A 19,870-nucleotide genomic window follows, 5' to 3' on the forward strand; every position below is an offset into this window, starting at 1 on the left:
TGTGTTTGTATCAGCCCAACTGGACCAATGCGTGACGCTTTTTGCCGGCGCTCAACTTGATTGGGGACGCCAACGCAACTGCGTCGATCATCAGCCCCGCATCGGTCAGCGGCGCGTCGTCCAGCTTGGCACCATTTTCGGCGATCAGGCGTTTGGCCTCTTTGCCTGACTTTGCAAGCCCGGACTTCACGATGACCTGCACGATGGACATGCCATCGCCGAGCTCATCCGCGCTTAGGGTCAGAGTCGGAAGATCCCCGCCAACGCCACCTTTCTCGAACACTTCGCGGGCAGTCGCCTCGGCCTTTGCTGCGGCTTCGGCCCCGTGCAGCAGGGTGGTGACTTCGTTCGCGAGGCGGATTTTGGCCTCGTTGATCTCGGATCCTTGCAGGGCGGCCAGACGGTCGCATTCGTCCACGGGCAGTTCGGTGAAGATTTTCAGGAAGCGGCCCACATCGGCGTCGGTCGTGTTGCGCCAGAATTGCCAGAACTCGTAAGACGACAGCATATCGCCGTTCAGCCACACCGCGCCGCCCTGAGACTTGCCCATTTTGCGGCCGTCGCTGGTGGTCAGCAGAGGCGTGGTCAGGCCATAGATCTCGTGATCCAGCACGCGGCGGGTCAGGTCAATACCGTTGACGATGTTGCCCCACTGGTCCGAGCCGCCCATCTGCAGAACGCAGCCGTAACGGCGGTTCAGTTCCAGGAAGTCATAGGCCTGCAGGATCATGTAGTTGAACTCGAGGAAGCTCAGCGACTGCTCGCGGTCCAGCCGCGATTTCACGGACTCGAAGGACAGCATCCGGTTGACCGAAAAATGCCGTCCGATATCGCGCAGGAAATCGAGGTAATTCAAGCCGTCCAGCCATTCGGCATTGTTCAGCATCAGCGCACCGGTGTCGCTGTCATCATAGGACAGGTATTTCGAGAACACCTGCTTCATGCCAGCGATATTCGCATCGATCTGCTCGGGGCCCAGCAGGGGGCGTTCGTCCGAGCGGAACGAGGGGTCACCCACCTTGGTGGTACCACCGCCCATCAAAGTGATCGGCTTGTGGCCGGTCTTTTGAAGCCAACGCAGGACCATGATGTTCATCAGGTGACCGACGTGCAGCGACTGCGCTGTGGCGTCATAACCGATATAGGCTGTTTGCACCCCGCTGATCAGCGCCTCATCAAGGCCCTGATAATCGGTGCAGTCGGCGAGAAAGCCGCGCTCGATCATCGTGGCGATGAAATCCGATTTGGGGTGGTAGGTCATATCGTGCCTCGGGTTAGTGTTGCGGGGCACTGTATAGGCGGGGTGCCGGTTAAGGAAAAGCCACCATTTCCAATAAAAATGCGGGCTGTTTCAGCTTTTGACCGGTGGCAGGCGAAACGCATAGGCCACGGCGATCAGGTTCAGCACCAATAGGGCAAAAATCGGCGTAAGTGGATCGTGCAGATGCGCCACGGCCCCAAGGATCGCCGCAAAGACCATTCCGACGAGACCCGCGCTGACGTCTCCCAAAGCGACCAGGTAGGGGCGCTCTTGCTCGGCGCTCATCTGAATAAGGTAAAGGTAGCGCCCGTATATGACCCCGTTCCCGCCCAGTGAAAGCAGCATGATCACCAGTGCATAGGCCCAGACATTCTGGGCATAGCCGAGGAAAGTGAAGCCCAATGCCATCGCGGCCGATACCGCGGCGATCATGCAACCCAGCCACATGACCGGTTTGACCGAGATCCGATTGCTGAGCCATCCCCACAGGATCGAACCGATGACCATCCCCAGGCTGGCACCGATCACGAAATAGCTGAGTGAGTGCTTGGTTCCCATGTGCAGCGTCGCGGCGTGGATGGTGTAGAAGGGCATTGCCAGCTCGACCGAGACAAAGATCAGACGCGCCGTCAGGAACTTGCGGTACCACCGATAGGCCATGCCGGTCTTGAACCCGGTTGCCAACTCGGCCAATGGTTTATGCTTTTTCGCAGGATTTAGTGCGACGGCCTGTTCCTCTTCCAGCAGTTGCACGCCAGCAAAAGCGACGCCAGCGGCGAACATCGCGATGACACCGCACCACAGGACGACGATGTGGCGTTGCATCGGTTGATCGCCCGAAAGCAGGTCGCGGGTAACCAGCACAACGATGATGGCGAGAACGCCGGAAATGGTGGCCTGCGCGAACACCATCCGGTTCCGTTTCTCGGCCGGGACCGACATGCCGTAGATCTGGCTGGTGCCAAGGCTGGTGATCCCCTGACACAACCCCAAGACAATCGCGGTGGTCAGGAACAGCAGCACGATCATGAGGCCGGGTAGTTTGGTTGAAAACAACGCAACGGTCGCCAGCACACCCGCAGTCAACAGGTTCGGAGCATAAACCGCCAGCTTTGCGCGGGTGATGCGGTTGATGAAAGGCGAGACAAATATCTCAGCAATCAGCCGCGACCCGGTGACAAAGGGCAGAAGCATGCCGGCAAAGAAGGTTGGCGCGCCCAAGGCCAGATAGAGGAAGGGCAGAACAAGGTTGGGGTTGATCAACTGTCCCCCGATCGTCGCCAGCGCCCCGGACCAGAAGATCAGGAAATAGTTTCTGCCTTCCGAGGGTTGTTTTTGCGAGTATGTGTCCGCCATGTGCACCAAATTCCGATTTGTGTTCCTTATACCAAACTACAGGGAAAAAGCGCGCGCCTTGTGCGATCTGCCTTGCCTTGGCTTTTGATCAAGGGGCAGTTTAAACGGGCAACGCCGCTCAACCATGACGGTGTTCACGTACCAAGCGCAGGAGAGACAAGCGTGGGCCGGGCCAACAAACAATCAGGCGCGATCAGGGTTTTGGGCGCAATGTCCGGCACCTCGATGGATGGGGTGGATGCTGCTGTTGTGGAAACGGACGGACACCGGATCATCGGCTTTGGCCCCAGCGGCTATCGGCCTTATTCAGACGATGAACGCGCGGTGCTGCGCGCGGCGCTGGGCCAATGGCACGGGCCAGACGTCGACGCCGCGGCCGAACTGGTGACCGTGGCCCATGCCGAGGCTCTGTCCGAGTTTGACGAGGTCGATCTGATCGGCGTGCACGGCCAGACGTTGGCGCACGAACCCCGCGGACGCGGAACGCTGCAGGTGGGCGATGGCAAAGGGCTGGCGCAAGCTCTGGGCGTCCCGGTCGTTTGGGATTTCCGCAGCGATGACGTCGCGATGGGGGGCGAGGGCGCTCCGCTGGCGCCGTTCTTTCACTTTGCCTGTGCCAAATGGATCGGTGCAACTCAGCCGCTGTGTTTCCTGAACCTGGGTGGTGTCGGCAACCTGACCTATGTGGACCCCAGCTTTGACGGCCCCGAGGCCCCAGGCGCGTTGCTGGCCTTTGACACAGGCCCCGCAAATGCGCCCATTGATGACCTGATGCAGGCGCGCCTTGGCCTGCCTATGGATCGAGACGGCGCGGTCGCGCGTGGCGGAACGGTCGAGATGGGCGCGCTCGAGCTGTTTCTGGCCGAGCCGTACTTTTCCCGGATGCCGCCGAAATCGCTGGATCGGAACGATTTTGCCGAGATGATCAAGCTGGTGCAGGAGCTTAGCGATGCGGATGCTGTGGCCACGCTGACCGGCATGTGCGCCGCAGGTGTGGTGCAGGGGATGGAATATTGCCCCAAACGCCCCACACGCTTGCTGGTGACCGGAGGCGGTCGGCACAACCCGGTGCTGATGGAGATGCTGCGCGCCGCCTTGAATTGCCCGGTCGAGCCGGTCGAGGCGGTGGGTCTGGACGGCGACATGCTCGAGGCGCAGGCCTTCGCGTACCTCGCCGCCCGCGTCTCGCGCAGGTTGCCGACGTCATGTCCGGGGACGACGGGGGTCAAAGCGCTGGTTGGGGGTGGGGTTGTGAGTTCTGTTGCGTGAGGGGGCGGTGGAAAAAGTGGTTGCTTGGATACCACTTCGCGGACAAAGTTGACATTCCGGGCCACCGCATATGGCTTTAATTTCCTTGCAAAAAACCGCCTGAACGGTCCTTCCAGCCGTTCTCCGCGTAATAGAAAGCCGTGAAAGAAATCGCATTTTTCGGCATGCGATCTGTCCGCAAAAAAGGAAACGGCTCCCAATTTTTTTCGGGAGCCGTGTTTACTGAACCGGAGGGTCTTCGGAAAATCAGGCGTGTCCGCCACCGATCAGGCCGATGCCCGAGGTCAGGCCAAACCAGGCTTTGACCCGCAGACCAACCGCCTTGATGATACCCATTGCCTGGATACCGTGGGCGACAAGTGTTCCTTCCATGTCACCTTCAAAACTGGTGGTGTAGGATTGGACGATACAACCACTTCCGGGTACCAGAAGTTCGCGGTGCTCTGGGTGTACGAGGTCCAGATGAACGACGACCTGACCCCGTTTCGCCTTTTCACTAGGCTCGATCAGTCGACCGCTGGGCGCAAGCTGCCCGGAAGAGATCGACTCTTGAATGCGTACGATCCTTGCTGGAAGAACCGTATTGCGCATCGAGATGTTGAAGTTGCTTTCACACGCCACTTCCGCAGCCATGCCTTCGTACAACTCAGTGCGGGAGACTTGCGAGAACCCGGCCACGATACGTCCGCGCTCAGCGTCTTTGCGGTCAGGGACGATCAGCATAGCGGGGCTCATGGCCGCCTGAGCGGCACGCGATCCAACGTTGAGCGTGACCTGTTCGACCACACCGTTCACCGAGCTAAGCGTCAACGTTTTGGACAGTTCGACCTGGGCCTGTTTCAGCGACGCACGCGCCGACGCAAGCTGGGCTGGCAAAACGGCGTTCGCCTGAACTTGCGCTACACCCAGTTGTGTTTCAGCGGCTTCAACTTCTGCCTCGCGCGTATCCAAGGTCGCTTGGGCCCGTTCCAATTGGCTTACCTGAAACGCGGCAGACCCTTTGGCTTGCAAAGCGCGGTGATCCAACAGAACCAGTTTTGCCTGCTCTCTGGCGGTGAGCGCCGCGTCCAGAACGGCCTGTGCCGTTTCGACTTGCAACTCGGCCGCCAGTTTCGCGCTTTCGATTTCCTCGACTTTGCGCTGCGCGAAATCAACTGCGGCCTGTTCAGACGCGTTCTCGACGGCGAACAGCGGGTCACCAGGCTGGACACGTTCTCCGCCCTTTACGAATACGTCCGTGACGGTCCCACCATTTTCGGCCACGACAGGTACAGTCCGGAACGGGACAAGGCCGGTGTAGGACTTGGGATAGTAATAGAACACCGCAAAAAAGACGATCAGGGCCAGTACAAACCACATAAAGACCGCACGATGGACGTTGTAGAGCGTTACGGGCATCCCGCGCCATTTCAGATAGATCACGCGCAGGACAAACGGAAAAGATGTGACGAGAAGTTCGATCATTTCACCATCTCCTCTTTCGAAGGACGCCACCACAACATGAAGTCGCGAGCGATTGCGGTCAGGATCAGGGCGCCCGGCAGCAGGTTGCTAAAGTGGCTGAGTGCAGGCATCAGCTCATACGCCAGCGCCACGGTCAGCATCGTCGGAATAGTTGTCCGCAGCGGAGTGCCGATTGATTTGTGTTCGGTATAGCGTTCAAAGCGCGCATAGAGATGTACGACCAGCAGGATGGCAAGGGCGAGAACGACCAAGCCGACCCATGCATAAGTGTCGGTTTGATTGGGCGCGACCCACCATCTGGGATCGCCGCCTGCGGCAAAGGCAGGCGTTGAGATGAGCCCAAGTACAGGCGCCATCAGGAACGTGGGTGGTTTCATGTTTCAAGTCCTTTTGTTGCGCAGCCAAGCTGCGCGTGTCGGTTTTTTGGTGTCTTGAGAACGTCAATTCTCGGTTGGTTTTTGTACGGGTTCTGATGGTCTCTCCTGCGGAGAGTAGGGTGGATCCCAACGACGCCCGTTCGGTGTTTTCTCGCCAAGTGGTGAGGTGTGCAGACCGTGGATGTTCCCCCCGGACCACTCTTGTTTGGCGGAGTTTTGGATTGCCCTTAGTACGCGGTAGTACCTTGCGAAGTAGATCATGGTCGTTTCCTTTCTGATGACCTGGACCTAACCGCGCTCGCGATCGCGATCCTGAGGGTTCTGGACATTTGTTATTGGCTTCTGGACAATTGCAGTGGCTGCAGGGGGTTGCGTGCAAATCAGGGGAGGACGTACGAGTGCCACGCATCAGCGCTTACAGATTGCAAAACGTTGGGTTGCGCTATTCGCAAGAACCCGGAGCGCGCATTCCGTTTCCTGAAGTCTTAGAGATGGCTGGGGTACCCGTTGATATCGGCAACAGCCCCGACGCCACTGTCGAGCTGCTTCATGAGGCGGGTGCAGTTGAAACTGCGTGCCGGGTTCTGGAAGACAAAACCTTCGCCGCGCGAGTGGGGCTTGCGGCGCAAGGTCCGGGAACGCTTCTGGCTTACATCGTGCGGGCAGCCGAAACGGTGGAAGACGCGCTGGCTTTGACACAGCGCTTTTATGCAATGCAAGACCCTGACCTGCGCTTAGACGTCGTGGGGGCACCAGATGAGCCAAAGATCACTCTGGAGAGCAGTGTTATCCCAGCGCATCAATATCCTCGCCACCGTGAAATGCTGATATTTGGTCTTTACAAGCGAGTTCAACAAATCACCTCTGGCGGGCTTGCCCCGATCTCTATCGAGTTGGAAACGGACGATGCCGAGCACTGTAGGCAACTGGCGGATTTGGCAGGATGTGAAGTCTCAGGCTTCAAATCCGGATACGCCTTGGCTCTGCCCTCAAACGGCATGAGTTTTCGGATACCAACGGCAGACCCCACCTTATTGGGGCATTTACGCAGGCACGGAGAAGAGCAATTGAAGGCTCGGCCTGATGCTGTCCGCAGTCTATCCGACCGCATTGTAGACATGCTTGGAGAGCGTCTTCCCGGACCGATACCAAATGGCGACGATATAGCCGGAGAGCTTGGACTGACGCGGCGCACTATGACCCGGCACCTGTCGGCCGAGGGAACAAGCTTTAAAGCACTTTTAGAAGGGGTGTTGTGCGACTTGTCCAAGCGGATGCTTCGTAGTGGAGAAGGTGTTGCCCGGGTTGCCTTCATGCTTGGATTTGCAGATCAGGCCGCCTTTTCGGTGGCGTTCAAGCGCTGGACAGGTGAAACACCCGCCAGGTTCCGTAGAGCTGGCCGATAAAGGGCTTAGCGTCAGGGGTCGAAAGATGTCCAAGATCCACAAAACCTTGTCCCGTCTCCAAAAGAAAGCAGGCCGCGGGGTCACCTAGTTCAGTGGCACACAGCAGCCACGGTGGTTGCTGACCAAGAACAAGGATGAACCCTATGAAGACCTCGAAGAAACTTTTTATCGCCCCGATCTCAGGCGCACTTCTGATCACCATGGCTGCGACTGCTCATGCTGACTACGTCACCGACAAAGCGATTAAGGGTGCAGTTGTCGGTGCCACTGTCGCCGGTATCGCTGGCGAAAGCATCGTGGGTGGCGCTGCAGCGGGTGCCGCAGTTGGGGCCGTGGGCGGCGCGATCCAGAAGGACAACTTCGAAGACGCGCAGGACGAAGCTCAAGAGCGTCGTGACGACTTCAAAGAAGAGCATAATGACTGGAACGACTAAAGCTTGACCGCCAGCGAAATAGAAAAAGGAGAAACACAGCCGAACAAACCCGACCGGTCAGCATGCTCTGTTAGCATCCAGACGCAGTTTGACTGACCATCCCGCACAGAACTCGCACAGTTTCTGATAGGTTGCCATTCGGCTCGTAATCGAGCCGGGTGGCAACTTTGTTTTTGGGCCTTTGAACGTCACACGCCCGAGGCGCTCGCGGTTTCAATTTTCAGTCGACTAACTCGAACCGAGTTTTGTCCAAAACCCAAAAACAACCGTCCAGAACCCAAACGAACTGAAACCGGCACCACCCCAAATCCGGCTCATCTGAATGACATCGACGAGCTGGCAGCTGAAGTGCTTTTGTTCCCTGCCACACTTTGCAACCCAATGCCAAAGGACACGGCAATGAACCTATTCGCAAACTTCGACGCAGAGACCCTGGCACGCATCCAGTTTGCCTTTACTGTGTCGTTCCACATCATCTTCCCGGCCTTCTCCATTGGCTTGGCCAGCTTTTTGGCCGTTCTCAACGGCCTCTGGCTATGGCGCAAAGACAAGGTCTACCTCAACCTCTTCAACTACTGGAAAAAGATCTTCGCCGTAGGCTTTGCCATGGGCGTCGTGTCCGGCATTGTGATGTCTTACCAGTTCGGCACGAACTGGAGCGTATTCTCGGACACCGCAGGCCCTGTTATTGGGCCCTTGATGGCCTACGAGGTCATGACAGCCTTTTTCCTCGAGGCTGGTTTCCTCGGCATCATGCTCTTTGGTCGTGAACGCGTCGGTCCCAGTTTGCACATGATGGCCACGGCGATGGTCGCCCTTGGCACGTTGATTTCGGCCACGTGGATCTTGTCGGTCAATTCATGGATGCAAACCCCGGCTGGTTTCGACATCAACGAACTGGGGCAGTTCATTCCCGTTGACTGGTGGTCGATTGTTTTCAATCCGTCTTTTCCGTACCGACTGACACACATGGTTCTTGCCGCCTATCTCACCACTGCTTTCGTGGTGGCCGGGGTTGCGGCCTGGCATTTACTACGCCGCAATCGCACGGCTGAGGTCACCCGAATGTTCTCGATGGCAATGTGGATGGCCGTTCTGGTCACCCCTGTGCAGATCGTTGCCGGCGACCTTCATGGTTTGAATACGCTGGAGCATCAGCCGCAGAAAGTGATGGCGATGGAAGGTCACTTTGACAGCCACCCCGAAGGTGCACCGCTGATCCTGTTCGGCATTCCAAACGAAGAAGAAAAGCGCGTGGACTACGCCATCGAAATCCCGAAACTTTCATCGTTGATCCTGAAACATGACCTGAATGCGCCGCTTGATGGGCTGGACACTATTCCTGACGACGAAGAACCCCCGGTCGCAATCGTATTCTACAGTTTCCGCATCATGCTCGCCATCGGCTTTGCCATGCTGGGTATCGGCTTGTGGTCGCTTGTTCAGCGAGTTCGCGGCCGCCTCAACGACGATCGCTGGTTGCAGCGGACATCCGTTCTGTTGGCGCCTAGCGGGTTTGTGGCGGTACTGGCCGGTTGGATCACTACCGAAGTGGGGCGCCAGCCGTACACGGTTTACGGGCTCATGCGGACATCCGATTCCCTCTCCCAAGTTGATGCGCCTGCAGTTGCCGCGTCTCTTGTTGCCTTCATCGTCGTGTACTTCGCGGTGTTCGGAGCGGGCACATTCTACATGCTGCGCTTGATGGGAAAACCACCCGTCGAAGCTTGCCACAAAAGTCACAAACCCACTGAAATCTTGACCAAAGCGGAGGCAGCGTAATGCTTGAGCTTTCGACAATCTGGGCAGTTATCATTTCCTTTGCCGTTCTGACTTATGTGATCCTAGATGGGTTCGATCTTGGAATTGGGATCCTCTTTCCATTCGCAAAAACCGACAAAGATCGCGATGTCATGATGAACTCGGTCACGCCTGTGTGGGACGGGAACGAGACTTGGCTGGTCATGGGAGGCGGAGGTTTGTTCGCCGTTTTTCCGCTAGCGTACTCTGTGGTGATGCCCGCGATCTATTTGCCCGTTATCGTGATGCTTCTCGCGCTTGTCTTCCGCGGTGTCGCCTTCGAATACCGGTGGCGCACGGTGCGCGGGCGTTGGCTTTGGGATGTTGCGTTTTACGGTGGGTCAACCGTAGCCGCCCTCTGCCAGGGCATCGCGCTTGGCGCGCTGGTCCAGGGTATCCCGGTCGAGGAACGGCTGTACGCAGGCGGGCAGTGGGATTGGCTGACGCCGTTCTCTGTCCTCACGGGTGTGGCCTTGGTGATCGGGTATGCCTTGCTAGGCGCGACCTGGCTCAATATGAAAACAACGGGCGGAATACAGCGACAGATGCGTTCTTATGCCCGCCCGCTGATGCTTATGACGCTCGGGTTGATTGGCCTAGTCAGTCTTTTGACCCCGCTCCAAGATCCAATCTATCTGATCAGATGGTTTTCTTGGCCCGGTGTCGTTTTCTCTGTGTGTGTGCCGGCTGTTGTTGCTCTCATTGCATGGATGCTTCATCGCGGCCTGAAGACACAGCGCGACTATCTGCCCTTCTTCTGCGCAATTGCCTTGTTCGTCGTGTGCTTCTTTGGCATTGGGATCAGTTTCTATCCCTATATGCTACCCCCAAGCCTCACGATTGCCGAAGCCGCAGCGCCGGACAGCAGCTTGGCCTTTGCTCTGGTCGGAGCCGTCATACTTCTGCCTGTGATCCTGGCCTACACCGCCTACACGTACTGGGTTTTCCGCGGAAAGATCGATCCAGAGGAGAGTTTCCATTGAAACTGCTAAAGCAAGTTTTCTGGTTCAGCGCGATCTGGTTCGGCAGCGTCCTTTGCCTAGCGATATTCGCTTACGCAATCAGGTTGTTCATCACTTGAAAACGGCAAGGACACCAATGTTCGCGCGTCGGCATGTCTAGATCGCGCAGATATTAGTCCAAGCGCCGAAAGAAACTCCGTTCCGGGCTACCAGATTCCCAAGAACAAGCGGCTGGCTAGGTGGTCTCAAAATCAACTATTCAAGGGGGCTTTCATGCTTTCTAGTGCAAAACCAATGTCTGTGCAGTGGGATCATATTGACCCGGCTCTGCCCATACCAGCTAAAAACAACTACGGCGGTAGCGGTTCGCCTGGCGTGTTGCCAAAGCTATTCACAGGGCTCGTTGCTGCAGGGCTTGTGACCTTCGTTCTATTGCCCTTAACCTCGGCCGTCAGCGGGGCGGTCTCGAAAGACCTACCCCCAGTTTTGGACATGTCACTAGTCCTGTTCTCTGTGCTTCTCGTTTTTGCGTCCACAGCTGCGATAGTACTGAAAGGGTCAACACTGCGTGCCGTCTTCGGCCGAGGATTGGTCTCTCTCGGCACAGCGCTTATCGTTTCGCCCATAGGGCTCTCGGTCTTGTTCGCATTATACCTTCAAGACTGGGTATCGATCGTAGTAGATACGTCTGTCGAGCAGGCGGGAAGAGCAGCAATATCCTTGTTTGGCGGCATCTTCGTTGCCAATGCTCTCGCTATCGGATTGGCTTTTGGATGTTTGTCTCTACTACTTGGGGTCAGGCTAATGCAAAACCGTCCAAAACCACTCGTTTCGCTTTAGGAAAATGAACTTCCGCCTTGGGCTCAAAGCTGCCTTGCCGCAGCGGGCTAGCTGAACGATTGGGGCTTCACGCTTTGTACATAGTCCCTTGTAAACTGCGAATATCCGTCCGAACTCGACTGCAAGTGTTTCCGCGTCCACTCGTGCAACGCAGGCAACTGATGGAACGGAACATTCGGAAAGGCGTGGTGTTCGGCGTGGTAGGGCATGTTCCATGCCACGAACCGCACGATTCGATTGGTGAAGGTGGTGCGAGAATTCTCGAGCATATTGGCAACCGGCGGGCAGAGGCCGTGCTCGGCCAGAAGATAGAGCCGAAGAAACGGTTGACCGATCAAAACTGGCAAAATCCACAACCACAGCAGTAGCGAGGAGGCGAACAGGCTTAGTGCAGCGACCAGATAGAGGGCCAGCAGCAGGCGTGCCTCGATCCGCATGGCTTTATGCTGGCGCGCTGGCAGGTATGGGGCGTCAATCCGGCTAAAGGCATTTTGGAACAGGACGCGCGTCATCCCTGACCAGTAGGGCCAGCCGGACAGGTAGATCAGCAGGCTCCGCCGATCTTGCGGGCGCGGCTTGCCACCCAGTTCGGGATCTTTTTCGGGGTGGTTTGTCCACTTGTGGTGCGCAAGATGAAAGTACCGGAACCATGTAAAGGGCAGGGCAATTGCCACTGAAGCAAGATGCCCGACAACGTCATTCACCCAGCCGGTTTTAAAGGGCGTCTTGTGGGTGCATTCATGGCTGAGCGTGAATAGAAACACCAACAAAACGCCCTGAGGCAGGATCAGCAGCGGCCACAATGGCGCCTGCAGTGCGATGCCTGCACTGGTCACACCCAGCAGCGCCAGATAGCCCGCCAGATGACACAACCCCGCCCAATCCGAACGCTGTTGCAGCCGCTCTTTGGCCTCGGTCGGCAGGGACGCTATGAGGGCGCGGTGATCCATGCCTCAGCCGCGTGGGATGTCGAAGCCGGGCTGGGCCAGCTCAAACCCTTCGAATTCAAACCCCGGTGAGACGGTGCAACTGACCAGAGTGTAATCCCCGGTGCTGCGCGCGGCCTGCCAATGGTTTTCGGGCACTATCAGTTGCGGCGCGCCTTTCGACAGGTCTGGGGTCAGCAGGTGATCGGTGGCGGGACCGTCATCCGTGGCGCTGAGCGACAGGACCAAAGGCGCGCCCGCGTGATACAGCCAGATCTCAGTCGCATCCACGCGGTGCCAATGGCTGCTTTCGCCTGCAGCCAGCAGGAAATAGATGCAGGTGCCGGTGGCGCGGCCTTCGTTCTCGGCACGCCAGGTTTCGCGGAACCAGCCGCCCTCGGGATGTTGCTGCAGGTTCAGGTGGTCGATGATGTCTTGTGCGGTCATGGGGCCTCTCGATTTTCGGGCTGATTATGCACGCGATCCGTTGATCCGCTATGGTATTCGTGCGCGCAAGGAATATGTTTGCGACATGACCCTGACGATCCCTTTCGACAATAGCTACGCCCGCCTTCCTAACAGCTTCTATGCACGGCAGGCGCCGATCCCTGTACGTGCGCCGCGCCTGATCGCGTTCAACGCGGAATTGGCCAAGATTCTGAACGTCACGCCGGGTGATGTCGAAGAAATGGCCGAAGCCTTCGCAGGCAATACGCTGCCGGATGGGGCCGAGCCGATTGCGCAGCTTTATTCCGGCCATCAGTTCGGCAGCTATAACCCACAACTGGGTGATGGACGCGCTGTTCTGCTGGGCGAGACCGTTGGAGCGGACGGCGTTCGTCGAGACATTCAGCTGAAAGGCTCGGGCCCGACACCATTCAGTCGTCGCGGAGACGGGCGCGCCTGGTTGGGTCCCGTGCTGCGCGAATATGTGGTGTCCGAGGCGATGCATGCGCTGGGCATTCCGACGACCCGAGCCCTGGCAGCGGTTGAGACCGGAGAGATCGTGCTGCGCGAAGGACCGATGCCCGGAGCCGTTCTGACCCGTGTGGCCCAAAGCCACCTGCGCGTCGGCACGTTTCAGGTGTTTGCCGGACGCGGGCAGTTGGACAGCCTGCGTCAACTGACGGACTACGCCATCGCGCGCCACTATCCGGATGCCGACGGCCCCATGGACCTGTTGCGCGCCGTGGTCGAGGCCCAATCGCAGCTGATCGCGGCTTGGATGAGTGTGGGCTTTATCCATGGGGTGATGAACACCGACAATTGCTCGATCGCCGGTGAGACCATCGACTATGGCCCTTGCGCATTCATGGACAGCTATCATCCGAATACCGTTTACAGCTCAATCGACCGGATGGGACGATACGCCTATTCCAACCAGCCCGACATCGCGGTTTGGAATCTGGCGCAATTGGCGACGGCCCTGATCCAGCAGATGGAGGACAAGGACGCTGCCGTAGAAGAAGCGACCGAGATCGTACACGCCATGCCCGGGCTGCTGCAGGAGAACTGGTTGAAACGGTTCCGTGCCAAGATCGGACTGGTGACTGAGGAAGAGGGCGATCTTGAGCTGATTTCGGACTTGCTGACGCGGATGGCGCAGAATCAGGCCGATTTCACCAATACGTTCCGGGCGCTGGGCGGAGGGGCTGCGCGGGATCAATTCACCGATCCGACAGCCTATGACAGCTGGGCCGAGTTGTGGACCGCGCGTATTGGCCGCGAACAGGATCCAAAGGCCGTTATGGCTGCCGTAAACCCGGCCTTCATTGCCCGTAACCATCGCGTTGAGCAGATGATTCAGTCGGCAGTTCAAAGGGACTACGAGCCATTCCATCGGCTGAACTCGGTTCTGTCTCGACCCTACGAAGATCAGCCGGATGCGGACGACCTCAAACGACCTCCAGCCGATAGCGAAGTGGTGCACGCAACGTTTTGCGGAACCTGACTGCTTAAGCCTCGTCGCGATAGGGATTAATTTCGTCCGGCCAGCGTCGCGCATATTGCGAGATCATCAGATACACGTCTGCACCGTCGATAGCCTGCCGCGCATCGGCGATCATGCGCAGGTTCAGTGTGTCGACCTGATCGGCGGTGATCGCACGCAGCGGGTCATAGTAGACCGTAATCAGAACGGTGCGGCCTTGTTTGGTCACGGACATGTCCCGCAATGCGCCGCCATCCTCGGTGATCGCGGGGCGCAAGGCGCGGCGCGCGGCGGCCAGAAGGTCAGGGCTGGCCGTGGCATATGCCAGCTCTCCCAACCCGCCGCGGAAGTCGCGCAGATAGGATCCGATGGCCAGCAAACACAGGAACAGCACGATGATCGAGTCACCTATGGGCGCAATGCCCGCGAGCGCTCCGTCCCGGAATAGGTAAATGGCACCAAGGCCAATCGCAGCGGCCGCGGTGAACAACCCGTCGAAAAGCGCCGCTTTGGCTTCCAGCCGCAGGATCGCGCTGGCTTTGCCGGTCTTGCGCCAAGTGAAAAAGTGAAACGCCCACAAAAGCAGGCAGGTCAGACCAATCGTGGCAAAGTAGAGGAACATAGGGCCGAAAATCAGCGGCTCAGGCGTCATGCCGGTGTAGTAGCTGTAGATGTTCTTGCCCGCGTTGGTGATGGCAAACAGCACCAGACCCAGCAACGAGAGCGCGCGAAAAGTGGAAAAGATCGCCTCATCCGCCGCATAGCCGAAGGGTCGGCGCTTGTCGGGGCCTGCGTCGATCCGCAAACTGATCTGACGACCCAGGAATGCAGATCCAAACCCCACCAGCGAGAACAAGCCATCCATCATGATCGCGTTCGAGTTGGACAGAATCCCGGCCAGAATACCCGCCGCACCCATGAAAAGGTTGCCGATCATCGCTACGATCAGCGCGCGCCCCTCAAGCTGTTTTCGGCGGTCCGCGGTTGGCATCGACATGGGCAACGTCCTGATATGGCATCAAACACCCGAACAGATACCGGTTTGTCGGGGCAAGTCCAACACGTGGGATACGCGCTATCTCGCTAGTCCCTCAGGATCTCGAGGACTGCGGCTGAAACGATCAGCACCGCTCCTAACAGTTCGCGCAGACCAAACGGTTCGCCGGCAAACGCAGCGGCCGAGGCCAAGCCCACGACCACTTCGCTCATCAGCAACAACCCGACGCGGGCAGGGGAGAGCTTGGTGGCGGGCCAGATCGTCATGAACACCATCGGCAGAGTGTAGAACGCAGACAGCAGAACGAACTGTAGGGTCCAGATCAGATCAGCCTGGGCAATGACCGGCAGCACAGGTTCCGGCAAGACGATGAGGCTGAGCAGCGACAGGACCAGCGCGCCCGCGACGAAAGCAAAGACCTGTCCAGAGGCCGAGATCGTGCTGGTCCGGTACAGGCCAAGTGTCCCCAGCGCCCAGCACATACCCGACGCCAGCGCCAGCCAGTCGCCCGTGTTCTGTGGCAGGGGGATGCCGCCCGATCCCCCAAGCACAACGAACAAGCCGCCGACGCCGCAGACAAGACCCGCAAGTCGCCCGACGCTCAGGCGTTCGCCCAAGAACACACGCCCCAAAATCGTGCCCCAGATCGGCGTGAGGTAGAACAGAAGGATCGACCGCACCACGTCCGTATAGACAAGGCTGATGGAGTAAAGGCTGAAGGCTGCACCGGTAAACATCCCGCTGAACACCAGATCACGCCACTGCAAGGCCAGTGTTCCGCGTTCTGCCCAGATGAAGGGAACCAGCGCCAACAGGGCCACGCTGTACATCGCGATCCCCGGCCAGGGTCCGGTCAGGCCAAGATCGTAGAAAAAGCGCACCGGGATCCAGTAAAGACCCCACATCATCCCGCCGATCACCAGAACGATGCTGGCCCAAGCGCGATTGTTCGAAATTGTGTCGCTGGAAACCATTGGTGCTCCGGGTATGAGGCCGTGTGCTGCCGGGATAGAGTATCGGCAACATAAGGATCAAGCATGGCGTTCATACGCGCGCCACTTGCCTGAATTTTGTGCAGTGACGCCTTGTTTCAATCCGCTGCAGGACCCGCATGCGGCACACTGAGGGGTTGCGCCCGGCCACAAGCGTGGCACTTTGGCGTTCAGTGATTTGATCGGAACCCTATGTCGCCTACGTCAACCCTGCGGATTGCAAGCTATAACATCCAGAAATGCGTTGGGCTGGACTTTCGCCGTCAGCCACAGCGTATCCTGCAGGTTATCGAAAGCATGCAGGCTGACATTGTCGTGCTGCAAGAGGCCGACAAGAGGTTGCCGCCACGGCCCGCTGCTCTGCCGCATTTCATGCTGGATGAAGCAGGCTGGGAAATTGTTGATCTGGGTGGCGCGGGCAGTCTGGGCTGGCACGGGAATGCGGTCATCTGGCGCGGCGACAGGATCGACGTGCGTCAGACCGGACACCACGATTTGCCGGGGTTCGAACCGCGCGGCGCGGTTCGGGTCGAGTTTGACACCCAGATCGGCCCGCTGCGCGTCATGGGTATGCATCTGGGTCTTCTGCCCGCCTCCCGGCGGCAGCAAATCCACCAGCTGCGGCGGTGCGACGATGAACTGGACGAAATGCCAACTGTCTGGGCCGGGGATTTCAATGAATGGTCACGTCAACCGGTGCTGGATCACCTGGCCCCGGATATGCGTTTTTTGCCGCCGGTGCCGAGTTTTCCCGCCGCTCAGCCGTTGGGCGCTTTGGACCGGATCGCGCTGGGCGAAGGGCTTGAGGCAGTGGTGCACGGCGTCCACAGCGCGCGACCTGCGCATATCGCATCTGACCATCTGCCGATCTGGGCAGACTTGCGGCGGGTGGCCTAAGCGCAATTCCCCTGTGGCGCCAGCGCAGCAGACGTATTAAGACAGAAGCCCGAACTACTTTGAGGGTAACTATGTCCGACACGATCATCGCCCGTTGTGAAGCCAAAGGCCTGCGCATGACGGGGCAGCGCCGTACGATTGCTCAGGTGTTGCAGCAGAGCGATGACCACCCGGATGTGGAAGAGTTGTATGCACGAGCCTCGGATGTCGATGCAGGCATCTCGATTGCTACGGTTTACCGGACCGTGAAACTTTTCGAAGAGGCCGGGATTCTCGAGCGTCTGGAATTTGGCGACGGGCGCGCGCGCTATGAAGATGCCGAACGTGACCATCACGACCACCTGATCGACATGCAATCGGGCGAGGTGATCGAATTCGTCGACCCCGAGATCGAGGCCCTGCAGGAAAAAATCGCAGCCAAACTTGGGTACCGGCTAAAAGGGCATCGGCTGGAACTGTACGGCGTTCCGCTGGAACAGGACTGATCCATCACCAAACGCGATTGATGGCCCCACGGCAATTCATGAAACTTGTCGCAATATCGCTTGCGACGTCGCGGATGATACGGTTTCTGTGAGGTAACGGCCCGGATTTTTCGGCCCAATCCTACGGACACGCGCATGAACAACGTACACGGCATTTTGCTGATCGTCGGCTCGATGGCCGCCTTCGCGCTTGAGGACATGTTCATCAAGCACCTGTCGGCCAGTGTCTCGACCGGTCAGATCATGATCATCCTTGGCGTGGTCTGCGGCCTTGTGTTTGTGGGCATGTCGGTGGTTACCCGTAAACGCATCTTTGACCCGCTGGCGTGGCAACCCTTGCCGCTGTTGCGTGCCGGGTCCGAGGCGTTTGGTGCGGTGACCTTTGTCACCGCGCTGTCTCTGGTCGATCTGTCCACCGTTGCGGCTGTCTTTCAGGCCATGCCGCTGGCGGTAACTGTAGGGGCAGCATTGTTCTTGGGCGAGCAGGTCGGCTGGCGACGGTGGAGCGCCATCGGTGTTGGTTTCGTCGGCGTGCTGATGATCATCCGACCGGGTTTGGCCGGGTTCCAGCCTGAGTCCCTGTTTGTGGTGGCCACCGTTATTGCCATAGCCGCGCGCGATCTGATCACGCGCAAGCTGGATGCGCGCGTTGCCTCGTCCGTTGTGGCCTTGCAAGCCTATCTGGGCATAGCGTTGGCCGGCGCGGCCCTGATGGTGTTTATGGGCCAGCCTGTGGTTCCACTGCAATCCGCGCATGTTGGCCCGTATCTAGGCGCGATCGGCTTTGGCGTTCTGGCCTATTACGCCATCGTGACGGCCATGCGGATCGGCGAGGCCTCAGCCCTGACACCGTTCCGGTACACCCGACTGGTGTTCTCTATTGCGGCCGGCATGATGATGTTTGGTGAGCGTCCTGACATGATGACGATAGCGGGCGCGACGCTGATCATCGGGTCGGGTATGTATACCTTTTTGCGCGAACGCCGCCTGGCCCGCGCAATGGCGGTTGCGGCCTGACGGATCGTCGCACGTTTGCGCAAACAGAAGGCTGTTAGCCCTAAAGGCCAGTGAATATACCTGTTAGCGGTAACATCAACGGTTTACTTTTGGCTGCGTGATGCTATGAGGCGTGCAATGAATTCAGCCATAGGGACGGGCCTCATGAGCACTATCATCGACATCCATGCACGCGAAATCCTGGACAGCCGGGGGAACCCAACGGTCGAAGTGGACGTGATCCTTGAAGACGGCACCATGGGCCGCGCTGCTGTCCCTTCTGGCGCGTCGACCGGTGCTTACGAGGCGGTGGAAAAGCGCGACGGCGACAAGTCGCGTTATATGGGCAAAGGCGTGCTCGAGGCTGTTGCCGCCGTGAACGGCGAGATCGCCGAGGAACTGGTCGGCTATGACGCAACCGAGCAGGTCGCCATCGACGGCGCCATGATCGAACTGGATGGAACCGAGAACAAGGGTCGTCTGGGCGCAAACGCGATCCTGGGTGTGTCGCTGGCAACGGCCAAAGCCGCCGCGGATTTCACCACGCAGCCCTTGTACCGTTACGTGGGCGGCACTTCGGCCCGTGTTCTGCCGGTTCCGATGATGAACATCATCAACGGTGGCGAGCACGCGGACAACCCGATCGACATTCAGGAATTCATGATCATGCCGACCTCGGCCGCGAATATCCGCGAAGCCGTGCGCATGGGGTCCGAAGTGTTCCACACCCTGAAAAAAGAGCTGTCGGCTGCGGGTCTGGCCACCGGTGTCGGCGACGAAGGCGGTTTTGCCCCGAACATCGCCAGCACTCGCGAGGCACTGGATTTCATTCTGAAGTCCATCGAAAAGGCAGGCTATAAGCCGGGTGAAGAAATCCACCTGGCACTGGACTGCGCCGCGACCGAATACTTCAAGGACGGCAAGTACGTTCTGGCGGGCGAGGGGATCTCGCTGTCTTCCGAGGAAAACGCAGCCTATCTGGCTGCTCTGGTCAACGACTACCCGATCATCTCGATCGAGGACGGTATGTCCGAGGATGACTGGGACGGCTGGAAAGCGCTGACCGACATGATTGGTGACAAGGTGCAGTTGGTGGGCGACGATCTGTTCGTGACCAACCCGGCACGTCTGGCCGAGGGGATCGAGCGTGGCTGTGCCAACTCGATGCTGGTCAAGGTGAACCAGATCGGATCGCTGACCGAAACCCTGCGCGCCGTCGATATGGCCCACCGCGCACGCTATACCAACGTGATGTCCCATCGCTCGGGTGAGACCGAGGACGCCACCATCGCGGACCTTGCGGTAGCAACCAACTGCGGTCAGATCAAAACCGGATCGCTGGCACGGTCGGACCGGTTGGCCAAGTACAACCAGCTGATCCGTATTGAAGAGTCGTTGGGCGAAGTCGCGGAATACGCAGGGACTTCGATCCTTCGCAACTGATCTCAACACTGCTAAACTGGTCCTCAGTTGTTTTC

General features: G+C 58.5%; 18 protein-coding genes. 10 read left to right on the forward strand and 8 right to left on the reverse strand.

Going from position 1 to position 19,870, the window contains the following annotated elements; all coding sequences use genetic code 11:
* Positions 1 to 10: 10 nt before the first annotated feature.
* Positions 11 to 1,261: a tyrosine--tRNA ligase gene (gene tyrS / locus J7416_RS03105; protein WP_209222952.1), complete on the reverse strand. Its 1,251-nt coding sequence runs from the start codon at positions 1,259 to 1,261 to the stop codon at positions 11 to 13.
* Between the two features lie 90 nt (positions 1,262 to 1,351).
* A complete protein-coding gene (locus J7416_RS03110) occupies positions 1,352 to 2,617 on the reverse strand; it encodes an MFS transporter (protein ID WP_209222955.1) in 1,266 nt (421 codons plus the stop codon).
* Positions 2,618 to 2,779: 162 nt separating this feature from the next.
* Here J7416_RS03110 and J7416_RS03115 point away from each other — a divergent pair, with 162 nt between their 5' ends.
* On the forward strand, positions 2,780 to 3,886 hold the full coding sequence (locus J7416_RS03115) for an anhydro-N-acetylmuramic acid kinase (protein WP_209222957.1): 1,107 nt from the start codon (positions 2,780 to 2,782) through the stop codon (positions 3,884 to 3,886).
* A 246-nt stretch (positions 3,887 to 4,132) separates the two neighbouring features.
* Here the strand turns inward: J7416_RS03115 and J7416_RS03120 are convergent, their stop codons facing one another.
* Together J7416_RS03120 and J7416_RS03125 are read right to left on the reverse strand one after the other, a co-directional pair.
* Positions 4,133 to 5,350 (reverse strand): HlyD family secretion protein, encoded by a 1,218-nt coding sequence (locus J7416_RS03120; RefSeq protein ID WP_209222959.1) that lies wholly within the window; start codon positions 5,348 to 5,350, stop codon positions 4,133 to 4,135.
* Complete coding sequence (locus tag J7416_RS03125) at positions 5,347 to 5,727, reverse strand: hypothetical protein (protein WP_209222961.1); 381 nt, start codon at positions 5,725 to 5,727, stop codon at positions 5,347 to 5,349. The genes J7416_RS03120 and J7416_RS03125 overlap by 4 nt, the downstream gene beginning before the upstream one ends.
* A 398-nt stretch (positions 5,728 to 6,125) precedes the next feature.
* Here J7416_RS03125 and J7416_RS03130 point away from each other — a divergent pair, with 398 nt between their 5' ends.
* From J7416_RS03130 to cydB, 4 genes are all read left to right on the forward strand, one after another.
* Positions 6,126 to 7,133 carry an AraC family transcriptional regulator gene (locus tag J7416_RS03130; RefSeq protein WP_209222963.1) on the forward strand — a complete coding sequence of 336 codons (1,008 nt, stop codon included), beginning with the start codon at positions 6,126 to 6,128 and terminating at the stop codon, positions 7,131 to 7,133.
* Positions 7,134 to 7,276: 143 nt separating this feature from the next.
* Positions 7,277 to 7,567: a glycine zipper domain-containing protein gene (locus J7416_RS03135; protein ID WP_209222965.1), complete on the forward strand. Its 291-nt coding sequence runs from the start codon at positions 7,277 to 7,279 to the stop codon at positions 7,565 to 7,567.
* Positions 7,568 to 7,966: 399 nt separating this feature from the next.
* The gene (locus J7416_RS03140) at positions 7,967 to 9,349 is read left to right on the forward strand and encodes a cytochrome ubiquinol oxidase subunit I (RefSeq protein ID WP_209222967.1); all 1,383 of its coding nucleotides are present in this window, start codon (positions 7,967 to 7,969) and stop codon (positions 9,347 to 9,349) included.
* Positions 9,349 to 10,350 (forward strand): cytochrome d ubiquinol oxidase subunit II, encoded by a 1,002-nt coding sequence (gene cydB / locus J7416_RS03145; RefSeq protein ID WP_209222969.1) that lies wholly within the window; start codon positions 9,349 to 9,351, stop codon positions 10,348 to 10,350. The genes J7416_RS03140 and cydB overlap by 1 nt, the downstream gene beginning before the upstream one ends.
* An 866-nt stretch (positions 10,351 to 11,216) precedes the next feature.
* On the opposite strand, the gene J7416_RS03155 is transcribed toward cydB, so the two are convergent.
* Both J7416_RS03155 and J7416_RS03160 read right to left on the reverse strand, forming a co-directional pair.
* Positions 11,217 to 12,119: a fatty acid desaturase gene (locus tag J7416_RS03155; protein WP_209222973.1), complete on the reverse strand. Its 903-nt coding sequence runs from the start codon at positions 12,117 to 12,119 to the stop codon at positions 11,217 to 11,219.
* 3 nt (positions 12,120 to 12,122) lie between these two features.
* Positions 12,123 to 12,542, reverse strand: a complete 420-nt coding sequence (locus tag J7416_RS03160; protein WP_209222974.1) for a cupin domain-containing protein — start codon at positions 12,540 to 12,542, stop codon at positions 12,123 to 12,125.
* Positions 12,543 to 12,627: 85 nt separating this feature from the next.
* Between J7416_RS03160 and J7416_RS03165 the strand changes: the two genes are divergently transcribed.
* Positions 12,628 to 14,046, forward strand: a complete 1,419-nt coding sequence (locus tag J7416_RS03165) for a protein adenylyltransferase SelO (RefSeq protein WP_209223814.1) — start codon at positions 12,628 to 12,630, stop codon at positions 14,044 to 14,046.
* A gap of 4 nt (positions 14,047 to 14,050) precedes the next feature.
* Here the strand turns inward: J7416_RS03165 and J7416_RS03170 are convergent, their stop codons facing one another.
* Both J7416_RS03170 and J7416_RS03175 read right to left on the reverse strand, forming a co-directional pair.
* Positions 14,051 to 15,022 carry a cation transporter gene (locus J7416_RS03170; protein ID WP_209222976.1) on the reverse strand — a complete coding sequence of 324 codons (972 nt, stop codon included), beginning with the start codon at positions 15,020 to 15,022 and terminating at the stop codon, positions 14,051 to 14,053.
* 86 nt (positions 15,023 to 15,108) lie between these two features.
* On the reverse strand, positions 15,109 to 15,996 hold the full coding sequence (locus J7416_RS03175; protein ID WP_209222978.1) for a DMT family transporter: 888 nt from the start codon (positions 15,994 to 15,996) through the stop codon (positions 15,109 to 15,111).
* A 210-nt stretch (positions 15,997 to 16,206) separates the two neighbouring features.
* Here J7416_RS03175 and J7416_RS03180 point away from each other — a divergent pair, with 210 nt between their 5' ends.
* From J7416_RS03180 to eno, 4 genes are all read left to right on the forward strand, one after another.
* Positions 16,207 to 16,911, forward strand: coding sequence for an endonuclease/exonuclease/phosphatase family protein (locus tag J7416_RS03180; RefSeq protein WP_209222980.1), 705 nt, complete (start codon positions 16,207 to 16,209; stop codon positions 16,909 to 16,911).
* 71 nt (positions 16,912 to 16,982) lie between these two features.
* Entirely contained in the window at positions 16,983 to 17,396 is a 414-nt protein-coding gene (locus tag J7416_RS03185) for a Fur family transcriptional regulator (RefSeq protein WP_209222982.1), read from the forward strand.
* Between the two features lie 135 nt (positions 17,397 to 17,531).
* Positions 17,532 to 18,413, forward strand: coding sequence for a DMT family transporter (locus tag J7416_RS03190; protein ID WP_209222984.1), 882 nt, complete (start codon positions 17,532 to 17,534; stop codon positions 18,411 to 18,413).
* Positions 18,414 to 18,557: 144 nt separating this feature from the next.
* A complete protein-coding gene (eno, locus tag J7416_RS03195) occupies positions 18,558 to 19,835 on the forward strand; it encodes a phosphopyruvate hydratase (protein WP_209222986.1) in 1,278 nt (425 codons plus the stop codon).
* The last annotated feature ends 35 nt before the right edge of the window (positions 19,836 to 19,870 follow it).

It is taken from the genome of Ruegeria sp. R14_0, from assembly GCF_017743975.1.
Taxonomy (GTDB): Bacteria; Pseudomonadota; Alphaproteobacteria; order Rhodobacterales; family Rhodobacteraceae; genus Ruegeria.